General features: G+C 42.5%; 18 protein-coding genes and 3 pseudogenes. 4 read left to right on the plus strand and 17 right to left on the minus strand.

Annotated features, from left to right (window positions below; translation table 11 throughout):
- Positions 1-167: 167 nt before the first annotated feature.
- The 6 genes and pseudogenes from Xish_RS10215 to Xish_RS19380 form a co-directional block, all read right to left on the minus strand.
- Complete coding sequence (locus Xish_RS10215; RefSeq protein ID WP_099117770.1) at positions 168-1,439, minus strand: F390 synthetase-related protein; 1,272 nt, start codon at positions 1,437-1,439, stop codon at positions 168-170.
- Positions 1,436-2,242, minus strand: a complete 807-nt coding sequence (locus Xish_RS10220; RefSeq protein ID WP_099117771.1) for an MBL fold metallo-hydrolase — start codon at positions 2,240-2,242, stop codon at positions 1,436-1,438. The genes Xish_RS10215 and Xish_RS10220 overlap by 4 nt, the downstream gene beginning before the upstream one ends.
- The gene (locus Xish_RS10225; RefSeq protein WP_099117772.1) at positions 2,235-3,254 is read right to left on the minus strand and encodes an NAD-dependent epimerase/dehydratase family protein; all 1,020 of its coding nucleotides are present in this window, start codon (positions 3,252-3,254) and stop codon (positions 2,235-2,237) included. Before Xish_RS10225 ends, Xish_RS10220 begins: the two co-directional genes overlap by 8 nt.
- Positions 3,251-4,249, minus strand: coding sequence for a 3-oxoacyl-[acyl-carrier-protein] synthase III C-terminal domain-containing protein (locus Xish_RS10230; protein WP_099117773.1), 999 nt, complete (start codon positions 4,247-4,249; stop codon positions 3,251-3,253). Before Xish_RS10230 ends, Xish_RS10225 begins: the two co-directional genes overlap by 4 nt.
- 557 nt (positions 4,250-4,806) lie before the next feature.
- Positions 4,807-5,325 (minus strand): annotated as a pseudogene (locus Xish_RS10235) (IS982 family transposase); the annotation flags it as partial.
- A gap of 119 nt (positions 5,326-5,444) precedes the next feature.
- A pseudogene (locus Xish_RS19380) lies at positions 5,445-5,675 on the minus strand (IS1-like element transposase); the annotation flags it as partial.
- Positions 5,676-5,945: 270 nt separating this feature from the next.
- Between Xish_RS19380 and gntR the strand changes: the two are divergent.
- From gntR to gntU, 3 genes are all read left to right on the plus strand, one after another.
- Positions 5,946-6,941, plus strand: a complete 996-nt coding sequence (gene gntR, locus Xish_RS10240) for a gluconate operon transcriptional repressor GntR (RefSeq protein ID WP_099117774.1) — start codon at positions 5,946-5,948, stop codon at positions 6,939-6,941.
- 220 nt (positions 6,942-7,161) lie between these two features.
- Entirely contained in the window at positions 7,162-7,719 is a 558-nt protein-coding gene (gntK, locus tag Xish_RS10245; RefSeq protein WP_099117775.1) for a gluconokinase, read from the plus strand.
- Positions 7,716-9,053: a gluconate transporter gene (gene gntU / locus Xish_RS10250; protein WP_099117776.1), complete on the plus strand. Its 1,338-nt coding sequence runs from the start codon at positions 7,716-7,718 to the stop codon at positions 9,051-9,053. The genes gntK and gntU overlap by 4 nt, the downstream gene beginning before the upstream one ends.
- Positions 9,054-9,126: 73 nt before the next feature.
- Here the strand turns inward: gntU and Xish_RS10255 are convergent, their stop codons facing one another.
- The 5 genes from Xish_RS10255 to Xish_RS10275 form a co-directional block, all read right to left on the minus strand.
- Complete coding sequence (locus tag Xish_RS10255) at positions 9,127-10,338, minus strand: SGNH/GDSL hydrolase family protein (RefSeq protein ID WP_099117777.1); 1,212 nt, start codon at positions 10,336-10,338, stop codon at positions 9,127-9,129.
- Complete coding sequence (locus tag Xish_RS10260) at positions 10,325-11,461, minus strand: SGNH/GDSL hydrolase family protein (RefSeq protein WP_099117778.1); 1,137 nt, start codon at positions 11,459-11,461, stop codon at positions 10,325-10,327. Before Xish_RS10260 ends, Xish_RS10255 begins: the two co-directional genes overlap by 14 nt.
- The gene (locus Xish_RS10265; RefSeq protein ID WP_099117779.1) at positions 11,448-12,869 is read right to left on the minus strand and encodes an MBOAT family O-acyltransferase; all 1,422 of its coding nucleotides are present in this window, start codon (positions 12,867-12,869) and stop codon (positions 11,448-11,450) included. The genes Xish_RS10260 and Xish_RS10265 overlap by 14 nt, the downstream gene beginning before the upstream one ends.
- Positions 12,870-13,029: 160 nt before the next feature.
- Positions 13,030-13,803, minus strand: a complete 774-nt coding sequence (locus tag Xish_RS10270) for a protein bax (RefSeq protein ID WP_099117780.1) — start codon at positions 13,801-13,803, stop codon at positions 13,030-13,032.
- Positions 13,804-14,398: 595 nt separating this feature from the next.
- On the minus strand, positions 14,399-14,734 hold the full coding sequence (locus tag Xish_RS10275) for a DUF3761 domain-containing protein (RefSeq protein WP_244185992.1): 336 nt from the start codon (positions 14,732-14,734) through the stop codon (positions 14,399-14,401).
- A 102-nt stretch (positions 14,735-14,836) separates the two neighbouring features.
- Here Xish_RS10275 and Xish_RS10280 point away from each other — a divergent pair.
- Positions 14,837-15,061, plus strand: a pseudogene (locus tag Xish_RS10280) (SDR family oxidoreductase); the annotation flags it as partial.
- 60 nt (positions 15,062-15,121) lie between these two features.
- Here the strand turns inward: Xish_RS10280 and Xish_RS10285 are convergent.
- From Xish_RS10285 to Xish_RS10310, 6 genes are all read right to left on the minus strand, one after another.
- Entirely contained in the window at positions 15,122-15,472 is a 351-nt protein-coding gene (locus Xish_RS10285) for a SymE family type I addiction module toxin (RefSeq protein ID WP_099117782.1), read from the minus strand.
- A 629-nt stretch (positions 15,473-16,101) separates the two neighbouring features.
- On the minus strand, positions 16,102-16,680 hold the full coding sequence (locus Xish_RS10290) for a TerD family protein (protein ID WP_099117783.1): 579 nt from the start codon (positions 16,678-16,680) through the stop codon (positions 16,102-16,104).
- A gap of 53 nt (positions 16,681-16,733) precedes the next feature.
- Positions 16,734-17,762, minus strand: coding sequence for a TerC/Alx family metal homeostasis membrane protein (locus Xish_RS10295; RefSeq protein WP_099117784.1), 1,029 nt, complete (start codon positions 17,760-17,762; stop codon positions 16,734-16,736).
- Between the two features lie 26 nt (positions 17,763-17,788).
- Positions 17,789-18,244 carry a tellurite resistance TerB family protein gene (locus Xish_RS10300; protein ID WP_099117785.1) on the minus strand — a complete coding sequence of 152 codons (456 nt, stop codon included), beginning with the start codon at positions 18,242-18,244 and terminating at the stop codon, positions 17,789-17,791.
- A 31-nt stretch (positions 18,245-18,275) separates the two neighbouring features.
- On the minus strand, positions 18,276-19,436 hold the full coding sequence (locus Xish_RS10305; protein WP_099117786.1) for a TerD family protein: 1,161 nt from the start codon (positions 19,434-19,436) through the stop codon (positions 18,276-18,278).
- Positions 19,436-20,023 carry a TerD family protein gene (locus Xish_RS10310; RefSeq protein ID WP_099117787.1) on the minus strand — a complete coding sequence of 196 codons (588 nt, stop codon included), beginning with the start codon at positions 20,021-20,023 and terminating at the stop codon, positions 19,436-19,438. Before Xish_RS10310 ends, Xish_RS10305 begins: the two co-directional genes overlap by 1 nt.
- Positions 20,024-20,306 lie beyond the last annotated feature (283 nt).

A 20,306-nucleotide genomic window follows, 5' to 3' on the forward strand; every position in this document is an offset into this window, starting at 1 on the left:
GCAGAAGTAGAAAGTGGTAAAACCGTTGAAGAGGGCTTGTTGGAAGAATGATTCTTGAGCCCAAAACTCGTTCAAATTCACGGGTACTATTTGTCACAAGAACCTCACCTGATGAGCGGGCATGACCTGCAATCATACTGTTATAGGGACAAATAGATTGTGCAGTTTCACTTCCTAATAATTCGGCGGCGCTTATTAAACAGATCCGGTAATATCGTTTGTGATACGCACTGCCACTCAATTTTATCGATAGCAACGCCCTGTTTGGCAAAATAATCTGACAGCGCTGACTGACAGTGCCGAAGAACCTCAACAGCACAATCCGCTTCCAATGTCAGCAACCACTCAGTCTGAGTTAGCCGATAATCACTGGTTAGCGGCAGAGTATTAGCAATGATCCGCGAACAAGGATCAGCGAATATACTCACTGTTTCCCCTGCCAGCGCAGGTAAAATTAGCTGATCATCATTGCGTCCTTCTATGCGCTCTATCGCCAATGCAGGATTGCCACAAGCACATGGGGTTTTCTTCACCACTAAAATATCATCAAGCTTGTAACGCACAATGGGTTGGGTTTCCCGTGTAAAATCGGTAATGATCGGGTTAAAACGCGATTCATCGATCCATTTTGGCTCAATATGCAGAAACTCTTCATTAAGATGCAGCGTCCCATGCGAGCAAGTACACGCCAGAAAGCCTTCCGTTGCCTGATAAATTTCGCCCACTTCCCTGAATACGGTTTTCAATAGTTGGCGATCTTGCGGCTCCAGCACTTCTGCCACCGAGATTACTTTAACTGACGGCAATGATGTTTCGCCTTGTTGGAGCTTCAATGCCAGCGCACGCAATACTTGAGCCGGTGCCACGATAATCGTTGGTTTATACTCCGCTAACGCTTGTATTTGCTGATTAAAGTCAGCGAACAAGTCAAAAAAACGGAAGGATATCCAACGGTTCTGGACACTATCATAGAGATTGTTCCCCGCCCGTAAGAACAGTGCCACTCGCTCACCGTGGAATAAGCCATTTGGCAGCATTTTGGCAAGCATGGTTCCTGCCCAGATGCTCCGCTCTTTCGGGCTGGCAACAAAAATACCTCGCTGCCCTGATGTACCCGATGACATGCCAACGCTGAATTTGCCGACTGTTGGTTTGAAATTTCGTGATTGTTCGCTTAGCCGTGCACATGCCAAAAGTTCATCGCGCTTGAGAGCGGCCGTATTCATCTGGTCGAAATTTTCCATCATGATGGCTTTATTCATAAGCGGATATTCTGCCAGCGGTAAATCACCGTATAAGGAAAAATAAGGGCTTTTCGCCAGAATCTGATGCCTGAATCTCGCCAATTCTCGCCATTGATGTTGTTCAAGCTGCTGTCGGTTGGCAAATTTCCACCGTTTTCTGGCTCGCCAATAGTACCAAAGCGTTTTAAATATCATGCCAAATCTCCTTCATGACATAGCTGGATAGGGATCTGTTTTTGGTCAACGTGGTGCAGCTTATGCAATGTCTCGTAATAAGCCCGGCTGTCATCCATAATGATATTCGCCAACTTTGCAGGCCCACGCAGTTCACGGTAATTGGTGGGAGACCAGGCGGCATCTCCCGCCAGCAATATCCAACCCTGTTCAGTTAATACGCAAAGGCCAAGATGTCCTGCCGCATGGCCGGGTAGTGGAACAATAAATATCTGCTGCTGGCTCTCTGGCACCGCATAACCTTCCCCTAATACCGCCAATTCTTCTGGCAACGGGCGAGTTTCAAACCCCTCATAAAAACTGACTCTGGATTCGAAATCTTCCGGAATTAACCCTCGCACAAAGGCTTTTTTCAGCGCAGCAAAACCCCGTAAGTGGCGGGTTTGCTGCCAACCTGCCCCTGAGCAGATAAATTTGGTCTGCGGAAAATCCCGTAATCCGGCAATATGATCACCATGAAAGTGAGAAATGATGATGCCATCGATATCATGTGCCTGAATTCCTTTCTCTTTTAGTTGCATCACTAATGAATCTTTGGTGTCAAAGTAAACCGGTGTAACCGTGCGATATAATCGAATAATTCCACTGCGGGTATGATCGTAAAAATGGTTGGCATAGCCAGTATCCAATAACCAGCGCTTATCATTGCACTCCAGCAACCACGCACGCGCGGGGAATTTACATACGCGAAAACTGGCACCTTTCAATGCCACACAGCCAGGATGAGTACAATATCCCGCTTCAAAAACCTGAATCTTAACCATGTAAACCTGTCTGCTGGTCTGTCTGTTTTAGCCAGTTGGCCGTTAAATGAATGCCTTCTTCGATGGTATAAATCGGCGAATAACCCAGCTCTTCTTGCGCTTTTGAGTTATCCAATGTCATCGAATAATAAGCTGCTCCGATACCGTAGCGCGTCAGCAACGGCTCTTTTCGGGTGAGCATGGCAATACCTTCCAGTATTGTCGCAACGCCATACAGAAGTGGATAAGGCAATGATTTGATCTGGTAATCAAACTGCATCTCGTCAAATAACTGCCCTAAGATCTTCGCCAATGGCTGTGGCTGTTGATTGGTAATGTTATATATCGCCCCGCTTTGTAAGCCTTCGCGCTGAGTCGCGAGTGACATGGCATGGACAACATTCATTACGTAAGTGAGATCCAAAGCATTTCTTCCCCCCGCAGGCAAGGCCATAACACCTTTGCTGGCTTTAACCTGAGCCAGTAAACGCGGTAACAACACCCTGTCATGCGCGCCAAATAACCCACGGGGGCGCAGGATAATATAAGTTGTGTCAGGGTAACGGCAGATCAGTTGGCGTATGCTCTCTTCGGCTAAAAATTTTGTTCGGGCATAATCATTGGCAAAATGCTGGCTACGCTGACTTTCGGTAATATGTTGTTGGTGGGAAAAATTAAAATACACGGCGGGAGTGGAAATGTGGACAAATCGCTGGATACCACCTATTCCTGCTGCCTGTGCCAACGTCTGTGTTGCAGCCACATTGATACGTTCAAACTCATCAGGATCGCCCCAGGGAGAAGATTTAGCGGCACAATGCCAGACTGCATTACAATCTGACATTAATTCGGTTGCCTCATCTACCGTTAAAGTCGCCAGTTCAGCGCGACGAAATTCTGCGCCCAATGAAGTTAACAATGTTCCTGCCTGCTGGTTACGTCCGGTCGCGACCACTGTTTCCCCGTGGGATAACAGGTAGTCAACAGCATTACGACCTAAACCACTTGTTGCTCCGGTTACAAGAATTTTCATGGTTTTAATATCATCTCACTCAATGAAAGACCTGCTGCCGTACCAAGCAACATGACATAATCACGACTATAATAACGACCTGTCATCATAGCTTCATGCAAAGCACTTGGAATGGATGCCGCCACCTGATTACCGCGATAACGATAGATATTCACAAATCTTTCGTCCCTGATATTCAACCGCTTGCGAATATGTTTCAGCCCTAAATGGCTTGCCTGATGCGGTATCACAGTATCAATATCAGACATGTCAAGATTGGCGCTCGCCAGTACACGCTCTGTAAAATCTTCAATTAATGAAGCGGTCAGTTTAAACAGCGGCTTGCCCTGCATCTGGAACAGAAAATCACTGTCTTCCATACCTGTACGAAGGTTTTTACGGGTTCCGCCAGCCCGAATCTCACATAATTCGAGACCTTCCGGGTAGGTTTCATGTTGGTAGGTCACAATCCCGCTTTTCCCATCCCCTCGTTCAACGATAATACAAGCCGCCCCATCACCAAAAATCAGCGAAGATTCCTGATGTGACCAGTCAATGCCACGGGAAGCCATTTCTGCGGAGACAATAGCAATACGCTGATACTGTCGGGTTGCCAACAACCCACTGGCAGCACTCAACGCAGAAATAAAACTCACACAACTTGAATTAATATCAAAACAGGCCGTGCCAGCCTTTAATTGACTTTCTTTTAAAATATGTGCAGCGGAATAAGGTAAGGCTTGGATCGGAATGGCAGAAGCTGAAATCAGCAGATCAATTGAATTCGGCGAGATTTGATGTGTTTTTAACGTATCATGCAATGCATCGGCGGCTAATTTAGCTGGGGATGCTTGATAATCCGAATGATAGCGATACTCGATTCCAGAATGTTTTTCTACAAAACCTTTCGGTTTATTGAGCTTCAAATCTAAATCGGAGGAGTACACCTTATTTTCTGGTAAAGCAATACCAGACGCAATGATCTTCAATGGGATCAGTTCATTTGGGTTTTTCATTTTTTTATTACTTCCAAGTGTTAATTTTTTGTTTAAATTTATTGTCAGGATATAAATTAAATTCTGAATAGGGTGAGAATAAATTATTATTTATCAGATAGCTGATTAAACAGGAAGTGTATATTTATGACACATCATATTATTAAATTGAAACATTCAATGCATTCACATGAAAAGTAAAAAGTTTTTTTATTTTTTTATTCCAATGCCATTAAATTTTTTTAATGCATAAAAGATACTATGAGATTTAATCATAGAGTTTGTTGTCTATATGTAAAATAAAAGTCAATATTAATTGAAAAATAAACCAACTTGATTTATCAAATGGAAAATAGTCATTTTTGGTTTTTGTTTCATTAATTAACTAAATGAATACAATCACCCTAAAACTTCCAATTAATATTAATTTAATGTTTTTGTTTTTTAATAAAAAGGAAGGTGTTAAATTTTCAATATATATCTTTTAAAAGTAAAAATACCGGGTTTATTATTCTGAATAAGAAGCATTTATTCAGAATAATAATCACACTAATTTAAGTAACTAACCCCAATTCTGTTTAAGCCGTCACTGAAAAATCTTCTTCTGAGTAGAAAACTTTCAGTGATGGTTTCTTCCATTTAAGGCAATAAGCAATCAGGCCACCTAAAACGGTCAACAGAAATCCTTTTATACTTCGGTGGCGAGAATGTTCTATTTGAGAAATTGTCTTTAATTGCCCATTAATTGTTTCGATAATAAAACGCCTTGATAACATTATCTTATCTCACTCAGATTGCATGTAAGCTTTCATATTTCGGCGCTTTTTCGTGATGAAAGTGACGCTGGTTTGGGCTAAATCATCCGCCAATTCCTGGCTGAGATAACCTTTGTCACCATAAAGAGAACCCGTTAACTCTTTTGATAATTCACGAACAGGCTCCCGATCATCGACATTACCCGGCGTCACTTTAAGTGCCAGAATGTCACCGTGATGGTTAACAATCAGGTGTAATTTGAAACCATAGAACCACCCCATTGAGGTTTTCCCGCGTTGGGCTACGCCCTTGAAAACCTTATTTCGGGGAATACGGAAGTTCTTGACCGCTACACCTTTGTTACCGCCGGAGATGCAAGACTCGCTACGTAGTGATCTGGCTAATCTTCTACGACGGGACTTTCACCCGCAAGAAACAGTGCAGCTTTTCCCAGCGCACCATCTATTTCACAGACAATATGGATCTCACTGTCCGAAAGCGGCAGCGTAGTGACTTGCCTTGGTGTGAGCTTTTTAATGTGCGAATGACCGTGTTAATGCCGACTGTTCAATTGGAAGGTTTTACGGCAAGCATAGCAGTGATAGCGGGGATGCCCAGTACGCCCTTTTCCGTGCCCTTTAACCTCGTCTGTTTTATGACAATAACGACAAACCACATCAACTTTAGTCATATCTCACCCAGAATAAAAAGCAGGGAGTTTATTACAATATCTAACTATTGGGAGCATGACCTACGCGCTGTTGAGATTATGCCTTAAGCTTGCTGGAATATTCATTCAAGAGCGTGTAAGTCATCACAATTTTAGCAATTATTGCTAAACAAAATGCGAGTATATTGGCATTTTTCACTAGAAAGCGTGTTGTAATGATGTATAAATATGTTAAAACCGCGAGTTATTCCTCTGTACCTATCAATAACTGATGGCATTACGTTGAAAATAATGAAGAAGAAGCGCCCAGCTTTACAAGATGTTGCCGATCTCGTTGGGGTCACAAAAATGACAGTTAGCCGTTTTTTACGTAATCCCGATCAGGTTTCTGAAGCCTTGGGAAAACGAATAGCGGAAGCTGTGGAACAACTAGGTTATATCCCTAACCGAGTGCCAGATATCCTTTCCAATTCTACCAGTCGCGCAATAGGTGTTTTGCTTCCTTCATTGACCAATCAGGTCTTCGCTGAAGTTATTCGGGGCATCGAGCATGTGACTGATCGCAATGGATATCAGACCATGCTTGCCCACTATAGTTATTCTGCCCAGAAAGAAGAAGAACGTTTGCTTTCCTTGCTTGCCTACAATATTGATGGCCTGATTCTGGCCGAACGCACACATACCCCCAAAACGTTGAAGGTGTTACAGACAGTTGGAATACCTGTTGTCGAATTGATGGACAGCGTATCGCCTTGCCTTGATATTGCTGTAGGGATCGATAATTTTGCAGCGGCTTGTCAGATGACGATGGCGATGATCGAACGCGGTTGCAAAAACATTATTTATCTTGGTGCGCGGCAGGATGAGCGAACGATGATCCGTTTACAAGGGTTCGAAAAAGCGATGCACAGTGCCGGGCTTCAACCGAGAAAAATGATGACACCAGTCAGCTCTTCTTATTCATTAGGTGCGCAGCTTTTGCAGGAGTCCTGCCAGAAATATCCTGAAATCGATGGCTTGTTTTGTACGAATGATGATATCGCCATCGGGGCGATTTTCGAGTGCCAGCGACAGGGGATCAAAGTACCGGAAGAGATTGCGATAGCTGGCTTTCATGGTCATGATGTTGGTCAGGTAATGACTCCCAGACTTGCCAGCGTGCTGACCCCTCGTGACTTAATGGGACGCAAGGCAGCAGAATCCTTGCTTGCTCGTTTGAGGGGAGAGACGTTGGAACAAACTCAAGTAGATGTTGGGTTTACCCTTTCATTGGGCGAAAGTGTTTAATTTTTGTGGATCAAAATGACGCTTTCCCATTTTCAATTGCGATAAGTCTCACATTTTCCTTCTTTGGTGATCCTGATTGATTGCTCAGTATCCTGCTCCGCTGCTAATGTTACCGGTAATTCATTACCGGTAACATGTACTAGGTAATATTTCTTTTTTTATTTTTTAATAAAAATCAAATAAATATATAAGCAGTAAGATCTGTGTAAAGGAGTCTGATATGAGTGATACCCAACAGCCAAACCACATTTTTGTATTGATGGGGGTATCCGGTAGCGGTAAATCCGCAGTTGCCAGTGGTGTTGCCCGTGAACTGGGGGCTGCGTTTCTGGATGGGGACTTCCTTCATCCCCGCGCCAATATTACAAAAATGGCACAGGGTTACGCCTTGAATGATGATGATCGTCAGCCATGGCTGAAGGCACTCAATGACGCCATTTTTGCCATGCAGCGCACCAACCCTATCTCCTTGCTTGTATGTTCTGCCTTGAAAAAAAGCTATCGGGATATGCTGCGTGATGGCAATAAAAACCTGTCATTTCTCTATATGAAAGGAGATTTTGGCTTAATCGAAAGCCGCCTGAAAGCCCGCAAGGAGCATTTCTTCAAACCACAAATGCTAATTTCTCAATTTGAGACACTGGAAGAGCCGAACAGTGATGAAAAGGATGTCCATCACATTGATATCAAACCTGATCTTGATGAAGTCATCAAAAATACGATTAAAGCGATTGACCATATCCAATCTATTAACCGTGATAGTGAGGGGCATTCATGAGCACCGTAACTCTGGTTCTGACAGCCGTCGGCTCTGTTCTCCTGTTACTATTTCTGGTTATGAAAGCCAGATTACATGCTTTTATTGCCTTGATGCTGGTTTCTATGGGAGCGGGGATTTTTTCCGGTATGCCGCTGGAGAAAATCACCCAGACAATGCAAAACGGCATGGCAGGTACGTTGGGTTTCCTTGCTATTGTTGTGGCTCTCGGTGCAATGTTTGGCAAAATCCTGCATGAAACAGGTGCGCTTGACCAAATTGCCGTGAAACTGCTGGGTAGCTTTGGTGAAAAGCGAGCTAACTATGCATTGGGTGTTGCCGGACTTGTCTGTGCGTTGCCACTGTTTTTTGATGTGGCAGTTGTGTTGTTGATTGGCGTGGTATTTGCCGTTGCGCGTCGCACCAATGGCAATGTCGTGAAACTGGCACTTCCATTGTTTGCCGGTGTTGCGGCAGCGGCCGCGTTTTTGGTTCCGGGGCCAACGCCGATGGTGCTGGCTTCCCAAATGGGCGCTGATTTTGGTTGGATGATCCTGATTGGCCTGAGTGCCGCCATTCCTGGCATGTTATTGGCGGGTCCGATATACGGTAACTTTATCAGCAAATATGTGACGCTGGATTTACCCAAAGATTTGAGCACGCCAAGTATTGGTAAAAGCCAGATGCCTTCCTTTGGGTTCAGTTTGGCATTGGTATTGTTCCCATTGATATTGGTGGGCTTGAAAACTATTGGTGCACGTTTTGTTGAACCACAATCTACGCTATACCATTGGCTGGAATTTCTCGGTCATCCTTTCACTGCGATTTTGCTTGCTTGTCTGGTGGCAATTTACGGGCTGGCGATCCGTCGCGGTATGAGCAAAGAGAAAGTTATGGAAGTGTGCTCCGCGGCAATTCAACCTGCGGGAATTATTCTGCTGGTAACGGGAGCGGGCGGTGTCTTTAAACAAGTGTTAGTGGATTCAGGTGTTGGCCCTGCGTTAGGTAATGCGTTGGTCGGTGCTGGTCTGCCAATCGCGCAGGCATGTTTTATTTTATCGGGTGCGGTGCGTGTGATCCAGGGATCAGCAACTGTCGCATGTTTAACCACAGTAGGGTTGGTTCTGCCAGTGATCGGCGAACTGGGCTATTCTGGTGCGCAAATGGCGGCGTTGTCAGTATGTATTGCCGGTGGCTCTTTGGTTTTTAGTCATGTGAACGATTCTGGCTTCTGGCTGTTTGGTAAATTTACCGGTGCGACAGAAGCGCAAACCCTGAAAACCTGGACGATAATGGAAACTATTCTCGGCACAACCGGCGCGATAGTTGGTATGATCTATTTCGCTATGCTGTGATAGGGTAAAAATAAGGTACGAGACGCATATAGAAAACTCTCAATATGCCTCTCGTATCTCTTGTACTTTTGATTTACTGTTCAACCAACCCCATAAACTGCTTATAAAGCGCTTCAGCACTGCGTTCATAACCGGCTGCGGAGAGGTGAATGTAATCAGGACGTGCGAGGTTTTGTTGTTCCCACTCTCTGACTGAACATGGTTCACCCATATATTCCCGCCAATCCCAAAACAGAGTATGTTGTTGTTTAGCGACAATCTTTTGAATTTTAATCACATTATCAAGTAAGGCTGGTTGTTGTTCTTCACAGCTTGCTGCGGTTTTATTTTTCAGCGAATCGTTTGGCCCAATCAGCAGGATAACAGCTTGCGGTATGGTTCTACGGATGTCTTGTATTTTAGCTGTCAAATCCTTCTGATAAGCAACCAAATCCAGTGAATCGTTAAAGGCCTCATTGGTACCATAAGCGAGAATGACCATATCCGGTTTTATCTGCGCCAGAGTATCAATCCATTGAGGTTGCCATTTATCCAGCATATTAATGGTGGCACCATTAATGCCCAATGCGGATAACATAATGCCAGGGATTTGACGTTTTATCAGCCAGCCACCAATTTTTAATTGTGTATCCTGTGGATAGAGATTGATGGGAAAACTGATACTCTGTTCCGGTGAGAAATGCCATTCACTTTGGGTTGCAGGTAAGTTGATGGCGCTAAATGGCGTTTTGATTTGAGTTGCGGTATGGGATTGATAGAGCACACTCAGCCAGTACTTGCCACGAGCGGAAGAAGAATTGAGCTGTATTTTACTGCTGGCACTTTCTGGAATAGCGATAAATCCACCCAGTGGATAATCTGCCCGATTCTCCTTGCGGCTGCTTGAAAGCCACCAACCAGTTTTATCCTCAGTAAATTGTATTAAGGCATTACGCTGGCCGGGAATGCTCATTGGGGAAACCAAGCCTGGCCCAGCATCGCCATAACGATCCTGCAATAAGCTGCGTAACTTACCAGTAAAGAAATCGGCAGCAGTGTGTGAATCACCCAATTGAACAAAATGGAGTTGGCGAGTATCGCTGTGATGCAATTTATCTGTCAATAGCGCAAAATTGGGATCACCAAAATTCGTCAATTGTTGCTGATGATGCATGCGTGTTGTTTGGTGTTCTGATGAAGGTGTGGATTTTTCCCCTCGGCACGATAATAGGCTTATTGAGAGCGCGATAGCCAGACTTGCACCCACTATCCGATAAAATCCACGGAACATGTTAAATGGTTGCATTTTCTTTAACTGGCTCCTGAGTAAATGTGATCAATGAAAATAGATAATCCGCAATGGCTTGTTGCCCTTTCAAACTGAAATGAATACCGTCTCCGCTGCGGAGTTTGATGGTGTTACTGCCATCGCCAATATAGTCTGAATAATTATCTGATTGATATTTGAATATGTCATTAACTGCAACATAGATCTCTCCTCTTTTTTCTACTTCATTTTGATACAGTTTATTGAGGTAAGACATATTGTTGGAAAGTTTTTTCTGACGCATATTAGGTGGCCCAACCCAAATAACATCAACTTGATGTTGGTGAGCGTCGTTTAAGATAGTTTCAATTCTTTGGCGATAAAGATCCTCCCAATTTTCACTGGCGAATTTTAAATAAGGCCCTCCGTGCCCTGAGGGCATATCCCACGGATCATTTGGACCTAAAAATATCACTACCAATTTAATATCAGGGTGGGTTCTCAGTGTATCACTGATAGTCTTTGGCCAATTAAAGAAACCAGGGTAAGACAATCCTGTACTTTGTTTACTTAAATTAATGCTGGAAATACCATATTGTTGAAACAGCCGACGTTTCAAATGTGGCGCTACCCCCTGCATCATTGAATCACCGGCAAATAACACCTTATCTTTTAGACTCAGATTGACGTGGGTTTTCTGGGCAATTTCGACAACCGGATTTTCTACTGAATTATTTGACGGTAAAGAAGACTGAACGAGCTTAATATTATTGTTCAGCAACTCAGGAAAAGTGAAAGAGAGATTTTCGATGGGATACACATAACCTTCCAGAAAGCGCAAGCCAACCTGAAAATCAGGGAGAAATACTGTTGGTCTGTGATCAATATTCATGGTTGTTGACGGGCTATTTTGATATTTGCCCTGTGCATATGTCATAAAAGTCTTACTGGCAGCAATTGCACCTTGCTGCACATTATTCCCCAAATCCCACCATGATCCCCCTTTGAGAGATGTCCAGGGGCTATTGCGGTGATATTTCTGTTGCCAGAAATTATCTAACGATCCCTGATTAAGCCAAATGAGCATTAAGCTGGTTAAAACCACGATACAAATCACTTGTGCGACTTTTTTAAGATTAGGTGTAAATTCAGAAGTTGGCATAAATAAATCCTGGCATTCCTGAAGGTGATAAAATAAAGACCAAAGTAAGGATCAGGGCTAAGGGAATTGGGTAATAAACCCAGGAAATCAGGCCATAATTTTTTTCAATTTTATTTCTGAAATTCACCAACCAGGGATAGATAATAAAGAATCCCCAGAAAACCATTAATAAAAAACTGCTGGATAACAGGGATGCAAATGTTTCGCCAGAGAACAGTTGATTTAATACCACCAGAGCATCATTAAATGTCGGGCTACGGAAAAAGATCCATGCAAAGCAGACAAAATGGAATGTCACCACACGAGATAAAAATAGTGTAATCGCGCTTCTGGTTTGTGGTTCACTCTGTTTCTTTGAGGCTGAGAACAGGGAATTTTTAATATTTTGCAGAATTAATCCCAATCCATGAATAGCTCCCCAAATAATAAAACTAATACCAGCACCATGCCATAGGCCAGAAATCACCATAGCAATGAACATATTCAGGTTTTTACGCAATACGCCTTTTTTGTTACCACCTAATGGAATGTAGACATAATCACGGATGAATGTTGACAGGCTGATATGCCAGCGTCGCCAAAATACCTGTAAGTTTTCAGCCAGATAAGGGGCATCGAAATTGCGTGGTACTTTGTAACCTAATAACAGGGCGATACCTGTGACAAGGTCGGTATAGCCGGAAAAATTAAAGTAGATATTCCAGGCATAAGCATAAATTGCCACAAGGATTTGTCCTGCATGATGGCTATTCGGATCTTCAAAAACAGGATTTACAAGACACTCAGAAAGAGTAGAACTAAGCAAAAAGAGTTTTGCGATGGCGAGAGCAATCAATAATATTGCCTTCAATGGTTCCAGCATAACTCTGGATGTTGCCTGAATCTGTGGCAAGAAGTCTTTAGCTCGATTAATCGGTCCGGCGATAATGCTGGGAAAAAAACAAAGATACAAAATCACATCAGGCAATGGTGCTGCGGATAGCTCTTTCTTGCATACCGAAACAACATAGCTAACCGAATGGAACGCATAGAATGACAAACCTAGCGGCATCAGTAATTCAAGTACAGGCAATTCTATGTTGATCCCAACATTAGCCAATGCTTGTTGAATCGACTCCTGAAAGAAAGAATAATATTTGAAAACAATAAAACAGCCGATGATCCCGCATGTCAATAGCGTGAATATGATCTTGTTAGATAAATAACGACTAAGAATATTCGCCAAAAAGTAAATAAATAGGGTATAGGCGAGTAAAATATAGGCGAATTTTGCTGTAAAAGAGAATACAAATAAATAACTAACTAAAATTAACACGCCATTCTGTAGCCTGGGAGCTTTTTGTAAAAGCCAATAGACAACCAGTAGAATAACAAACGATCCGAGGAACTCAAAAGAGAAAAAATTCATATTAGGCTCTGGTTAACCATTCATCGTTGAAAGAAAGAATGTAATTCTGAAGGGTATTATAGTATGGAATTTATCGATGTTTACAGTAGATAATATGGAGATAGATTATAAAAAAATAACCCACCTTGTAACTAATACAAAGTGGATTGTTGGGAGTGTGCTATTGGATAGCTAATTCCTGAGCCTGTGAAATCAGCTTTTTGTTGCCATTAAATACTCGGTGTAAATAGCGATTATAGTCAGATCCCAGTTCAGAATAACCATTGAGATTATCAATCAGCTTACCGGTATTCAGTGGCTCTTGTGTTGTTCTCTGCTTTGCACGTGAAGAACGCAGTGACTCATAAGCACGGTGCGTATTCAGGTTTTTCATATAGGCAATAACGGAAGCATTAATGGTAGGGTAAACTGAATAACCTTTAATTTTTCCTTTCGTTTTGCTGCAAGAACTACAACGCATTCCAAACAGATTATTATTTTTTTTGGCAAGTTCTGACGTTCCCCAACCCGATTCAGCCGCTGCCTGAGTGGCAACAAAATGGGTAGGAATAATGTCAACCCGACTTATCAGCTTATTCCAATTGACCTGTTTTGGTGAATTACAGGTCATTTTGTAATCCATGCAGATCTTTTTCAATCGATTACTATCCTGTACAGACCAATGATGATTCTTTTGGTGTGACAGGAGCCATTTGCGGTCTTGCATAATCTTTTGATTATGTTTATCAATTACAGGGACAATAATATTTAAAAACGCTTTCTTCCGAGGTGTACCTGAAGGGTATTGTCGCAAATCAGGCAAACTTACCTGCATGCCATTGTGAGAATACTCTTGCATTTTTGAGGTACTGGTTGAGGCATGGCTCAGACCGATAAAGATTAATGAGATAAAGAAAGCGAAGACCGCACTTGTCCTCATCATTAGAGAGGGCATTGCTTCTCCTCTTTTTATTACTCTGGATAAAAATTAAACGAATATTAACAGAGCAAACAATATATAGCTACTGTTATTCGTCATTCATAAGTTTCGTTTCTATAACGAATATTAGCACCCTACTGACAAATATCTATATTTTTTATTTTTCAGAGTAAATTAATGTAATAAACATTATGATTTTATCTGGTGAAAAGTGTTATTTATATTATGTCTTATGGTGTTCTATTGCCTGTTTATTCAACTTCAATTAATGACTTATTTTTACTTAACTGTATGTTATTAATTAGATATTGCCCAGTTTAACTTAGCTATCTTTTGGGGGTGAAATTTTGCTTTATTGTAGTTATTGTAAATTATTTTATTGTTCATGCTTTATTATCTGTTTTTCTGGCTTATTTTAAGTTTTTCATCTGAATTTCAGTATTAGAAAATGACATTGATACATCATAAAAAGTAATATTTTTTGTTGAATAAAATATGTCAATTAACATCATGATGATGAAATTATTTTCTGATTTGGGGCGTGAATTGTTTTAAAAGAATTAGGGAGCCGAAGCCCCCTAATTGAATATGATAAAAAATCAACAAAACTTTATAGCCATTTAGCAACACCACCGTGGCGAGAGCAGGCTCCTTTACGGGATTTACTCTTACTATAGCTACCATCTTTACAAAGAGCTGTATTAGCGCCTTTTTTAGATAAGCTATTTCTGTTTTTCTTCTTTGATATTTTTTGTTTTTTTGCTTTTTTGGTAACTTTCTTCTCTAATGAATTAACTTTGTTTTTTGCTGATTTAACATTTTGTTCTACTGCCGTTGCCGTTTTTGAAGCGACCTCGGCTGAGGTTGATACTGCTGGCGCTGCAAGCGTTGCACTTGAAAACAACACCAGTAATGCTGCAACTGATAACTTCAAGCTTTTCATCATATAGTTCCTCTGATTAGAGTACTGAAACCTGAAATCTACTCTTGCAGTTTGGAGTATAGTTTTGAATGTTATGATTGCAAATTTAACGATAGAGAATAAAAAACTCGACTGGGTTCTCCCCATGAATACGTTGATTATGCGGCATCGAAAGGTGCCATTGATACTCTGACAATTGGGTTGGCGCAAGAGGTAGCTGCACAGGGGATCAGAGTCAATGCTGTGCGCCCTGGATTCATTTATACCGAAATGCATGCCGATGGTGGAGAGCCTGGGCGAGTTGAAAGAATCAAAGATTCCTTACCTATGAAACGGGGTGGACAGCCGGAATATTTTTTAATATTTTTCCGGCTAATTGATGGAAAGCTATTTTTATAGTGACAATTGATCTTAAGCCAATATTTCCATCAACTTAGGTTTTAGAATAATCTTGCCAGGTTGCATTTCAATGTTAATAGGTTGTTCCACTAAATTGCTGATCGTTAGCCACTCCCCAGCAATATAAAGTTCACCATTTTCACGAATATTGTCGATCCCTTGGTATGGGTTATTTTCCATTTCGTTGATTAATATAGCTAAATCTGCGTTAGAATCAACAAGAGAAATAATAACGCCATTGGAAAACTGTGAGATATGAAATAATTCATTTGCAGTAAATCCCGCATCGCTGAGAGCACTGCCGTTCAGTATTAATTCTGGGATATCAATGTCAGAATGGCGAAATGAAACATGAAGGTTCATTTGTACGTTCCCTGTGTTATGGATATACTGCGATACTCTATCAGCACTTCGCCCGCACTGCACCGCGAATTCATACGTGTTTTTCATCTAAATAGCATTCATTGTTAGTAATCGACATCTACCCTAGCGGTTAGTTGGCTAATATGCCATCGGTAATGTTGTTCTTTGCGAAGCAACTCGCAAAAAATGACTGGATATTTATCCATTTTGAAATGCATCCCTGAAGTTAGAACAAAAAATAACTCTGTAAATAATTATGTGATTTTCTGTGTTATTAAAGGGATGAATAAGGAACTTTAGTCTGTGGTTTATTTGATAGGTTATGTTTTTGATCCTGTACCCTTTTATAAAAATTGACATGATATGTCGTGAAAATGCCAAAGAGTTTTAAATTGGAATATTAAAATTAAATATATTACATAACTTTTTCACATTAAAATGGCAGAAGTATTTGTATGACAATTCCTATATTTCTGATAATTAATTTTTTGCTCAGGCTTTGGGCAATGGATTATAAACAAACAGATAAAACAATAAAAAGCCCTACCGATATTATCAAGCAGGGCTTTTAATCTCAGTGATCCTAATTCAAGGTTTACACTGAAATACTTAATTGAACAACACCCAAATTAAGCAGCATTAATACCATACTGGGCACAAACAGAAGCCAGACCACCAGCATAGCCTTGGCCTACTGCGCGGAATTTCCACTCTGCATTATGGCGATACAGTTCACCAAACAGCATAGCGGTTTCAGTAGATGCATCTTCAGTCAGGTCATAACGAGCGACTTCAACTTGTGTGTCATCGTTAACCAGACGGATGAAGGCACCGGAAACTTGACCAAAGCTCTGGCGACGAGCTTGTGCTTCATGGATAGTCACTACAAACACCACTTTTTCTACATCAGCAGGAACTTGATCCAGTTTGATTTTCAGTGATTCGTCATCGCCATCTCCTTCACCTGTTTGGTTGTCGCCAGTGTGCATGATGGAGCCGTCAGACGATTTCAAATTGTTGTAGAAAATGAAATCTGCATCACCACGAACTTTGCCGTTTGCCGCCAGCAGGAACGCTGAGGCATCAAGGTCAAAGTCTTGTCCGTCAGTTGCACGAGCATCCCAACCGAGACCGATCAGAACGTTTTTCATGCTTGGCGCTTCTTTGCTCAGAGAAACGTTACCGCCTTTAGAAAGAGATACACCCATTGTTATTTCCTCACTATTTATTACGTCGTATTAGTTATCTAGATTTTACGGATTTAGCTTGCATTTTCTTTTTGCGGAAACAGCAGGCTGGCAAGAATACCGGCTGCCAGTACGCCAATTACCACAAATAAGCTACTTGTAGCTGAAATTGAATAGCCGTGGTGGAATATATGCTCAGAGGCATTTAGACCCAGTTTTATGGCAATAAAGAACAGTAAAACGATGACTGCCTTTTCCAAGTGCACCAGATACTTTTTCAATGCTTCAAGCACAAAGTAGAGCGTGCGCAGACCCAAGATAGCAAACATCATGGCGCTGTACACAATTAATGGTTCCCGACTGACTGCAATTACCGCAGGTACAGAGTCAAAGGCAAACATCACATCAGACAGCTCAACCACTGCCAGACACAGCATTAGAGGTGTAGCATAAAGTGCGGCTTTGCTCGCCCGCCCCACTTTCACATCGGCGTTTTCTGGTTTAGCCAATTCCTCATCCACTTCCGTTTGATTCAGTACAAAAGCATGTCCGCGTAGTTTCGGCCAAATTGGGAAGAAGCGTTTCACCAGACGGTAGGCAAGGTGCTGCGAATAGTCTTCGATTTCATCGTCATCGCCACCGCTTTTCAGCATCATGACCGCTGTCCAGCCAACGATAACCGCAAATACGATTTCAACCCACGGCCCAAGCGCCAGCAGGCTTGTCCCAATGGCAACGAAAATACCACGGAAGACAATCGCACCGATAATTCCCCAATACAGAACTCGGTGGCGATAGCGGTCTGGGACAGCGAACCAAGAGAAAATGGCCATGATGACAAACAGGTTATCGACGGAAAGCACTTTTTCCAGTGCGTAGCCCGTGACAAACAGACTCGCTGCTTCTGCGCCGTGATGGACATACAGGAAGCCCGCGAAAACAAAGGCAATTGCGACCCAGAAAATAGACCAAAGGGCGGCACTGCGTAGCGAAATCGGCTTATCATGACGATGCATAAAGAGGTCGATAAAGAGCGCACCAACCGACAGAATAATAAATACAGCAACGGTTTCCATCGGAAAACCAATGTGCGTGGATACCATGAAGTAAGCCTCTTAAATATCTGCGATTACAGTTCGAAATCAGCCGGTGCAAAGCCAAGGGCTAAGCAAATTTCACGGGCAGCCTGTTTTTCGTCGTTATCAAAATCACCATCACTCTTAGCGACTGCAATCCCGACGCGTAAAGCGAGTTGTGCCGCTTCTGGTTGCTGTTTTAGAGCCATGATGAATTTCATAGCTTCACCTTTGCCAATGTCAGCATCAAACTCATAGCTGCTGACCAGTTTGTTAAAGAATTCGATAATTTCGGAGGTATCGAATACTTTCAGTTCAGGGGAATTTTTGATGAACCCGATCATTTTCTGCTTTTCTTCTGCGCTGACACCATTACTCGCCATAGCAACGTGTGCACATACTGCTACTGTACCTTCCATGAACTTTCTGTTCTTGAAGCGACCAACCTGAGTGGTTAGCTCTTCTCGGCCTGCGTTGAACGCTGATTTGATTTTGTTTAAAAAGGACATGAGTCCCTCCACTTATTGGTAAAATAGAGAATTATTTTTTGCCGGATGTCCAGCTAAAGCCCCAACCAAACGCCCTGTCCATCTCTTTATGCCCGCTGAAATATTGATTGATGCGCTCTACTTTGATGACACCATTTTCATTAACAAGGCGGGCAATAGCACACATGCCTTTGTGATTGTTGCCTTCTGTCATACGCGTTTCAATGGGAGGTTGGTCAGGAACATAAATTGTGACTACACCGTCGGTTTTATCCCAGCCAGGCACGCCTTCGTAGATAAAGGCGTAGATCAACACTTCACGGATGTTTTTCCATTCAAATCCATTGACGTGAAGCCATTCACCATCACGCACCTGGCCGGTGCGATCATCACCCTGTAATTCTACATATGGCTCATAACGGTAAGCGCCAAAGCGATTCCCTAGTGCCTGTATAACGTCTTTTTCTCCATCTTGCAGTCGGACGAATGCACCGAGATCCAAATCCACATTTTTGCTTGCACCGAACATGCCTTGTAATAGGCCTTTTGAGGAGGAAGAATTTTGACTCCAATTCAGATTGATGCGAATTTCGCCGTAATTGTCGCGTTTGCTAAGGCTGATGGCCGGTTTTTCTTTGGTCAGAGAAACCTTACTCAAATTAACAGTATTTGGAGCCGGTGAAATGGATGGCGAAGCAGGTGTTGAAGTTGGTGCATCATCAATAATATCCACACCAAAATGCTCAGCCAGTGGTTTGAGACCGCCATTAAAGCCTTGGGCAATAAAACGGAATTTCCATTCACCGTTGCGGCGATACAGTTCGCCGAGGATCAAGGCAGCCTCTGGACGGCCTTGTACTTCAACATCTCCCTGCAAAATCACGTTGCTGTTCAGTTCGACCCGAATGGAAAGGTTGCGCAGATTGGAAATCGTTTGGTTACCGTCGCAAGTTGCGGTGAACGCAACTTTCTGGACATGCTGGCTCAATGCAGGCAAGTTGACATCGAATGAAGTATTGATGTTACCGCCAGTCAGGCGAATGGTGTTGTCATCATTGACCGGCTGACCGTAGAACACCATATCTGGGTCGCCCTTAACTTTGCCATCTGAATACAGGCGGAAAGCAGAGACATCAACGGCTGAACCCGATAAAACCCGTACAGTAACCGTTTGATTGGGAACGGGGGCATTACCCCCAGGTGTCAGATTCATTAGCGCACCACCGTTTCAACGATCTGCGGATACATCGCGTCAATAGTACGTCCAAGACAAGGAACGCCATGTGCCGTGAAATCCCACTGACCGCCGTTGCGGCGCAAGGAAGAGATAATAATGCCAGTGTGGGCACCTTGCTCATTCAACTGATAGCGAGCTATTTCTTTGCCGCTTTGGTCAACGACGCGGCAAAAGGCGTTTTCGACGTCATTGAAGGTTTGCCCACGAAAACTGTTAACAGTAAATGCGAGATATTCGACATTGGTGGGAAGTTTGATTAGGTTGACGCGGATAACCTCATCATCGCCATCACCTTCACCAGTCAGGTTATCGCCAGTGTGTTGTACAGAACCACATTTTGATTTTAGTTGACCAAACCACACTGTATCGATGGCATTGCCAGATTTATCAAGCAGAATACAGCTTGCATCCAGATCAATTTCATCACTGCCACCGCTGAATAAACTCGCCAGAAAGCCTTTCTTCTTGGCCACAGGATCCCATCCCAGACCAAAATCCATTTTAGCCAGTGATGCGCTCTGTTTGGCGAGCGAAACTGACTGATTTTTGCTTAACGAAACCATTAATGACACCTCATTCTGTTTGTCGGTGAATCACGGTAATTTCACGGATTAAAAAAATCATAATATGACAAATAGATAGCTTAAATCTGTCATATTATGACTCCCGTAAACAGGTCTATCTGGATGTTAACTGTATGATAGACAACAGTCTGATTTCGTTTGGTATGATTTCTTTTCCATGCGGAAAAGTCAAACAAATTCTGATCTAAAGAATCATAATATGATTGACATATACTTATTTGAGACTCTAGACTGCGACGTATATTTCACCGAATTAAAACAC

Source organism: Xenorhabdus ishibashii (assembly GCF_002632755.1).
GTDB lineage: Bacteria > Pseudomonadota > Gammaproteobacteria > Enterobacterales > Enterobacteriaceae > Xenorhabdus > Xenorhabdus ishibashii.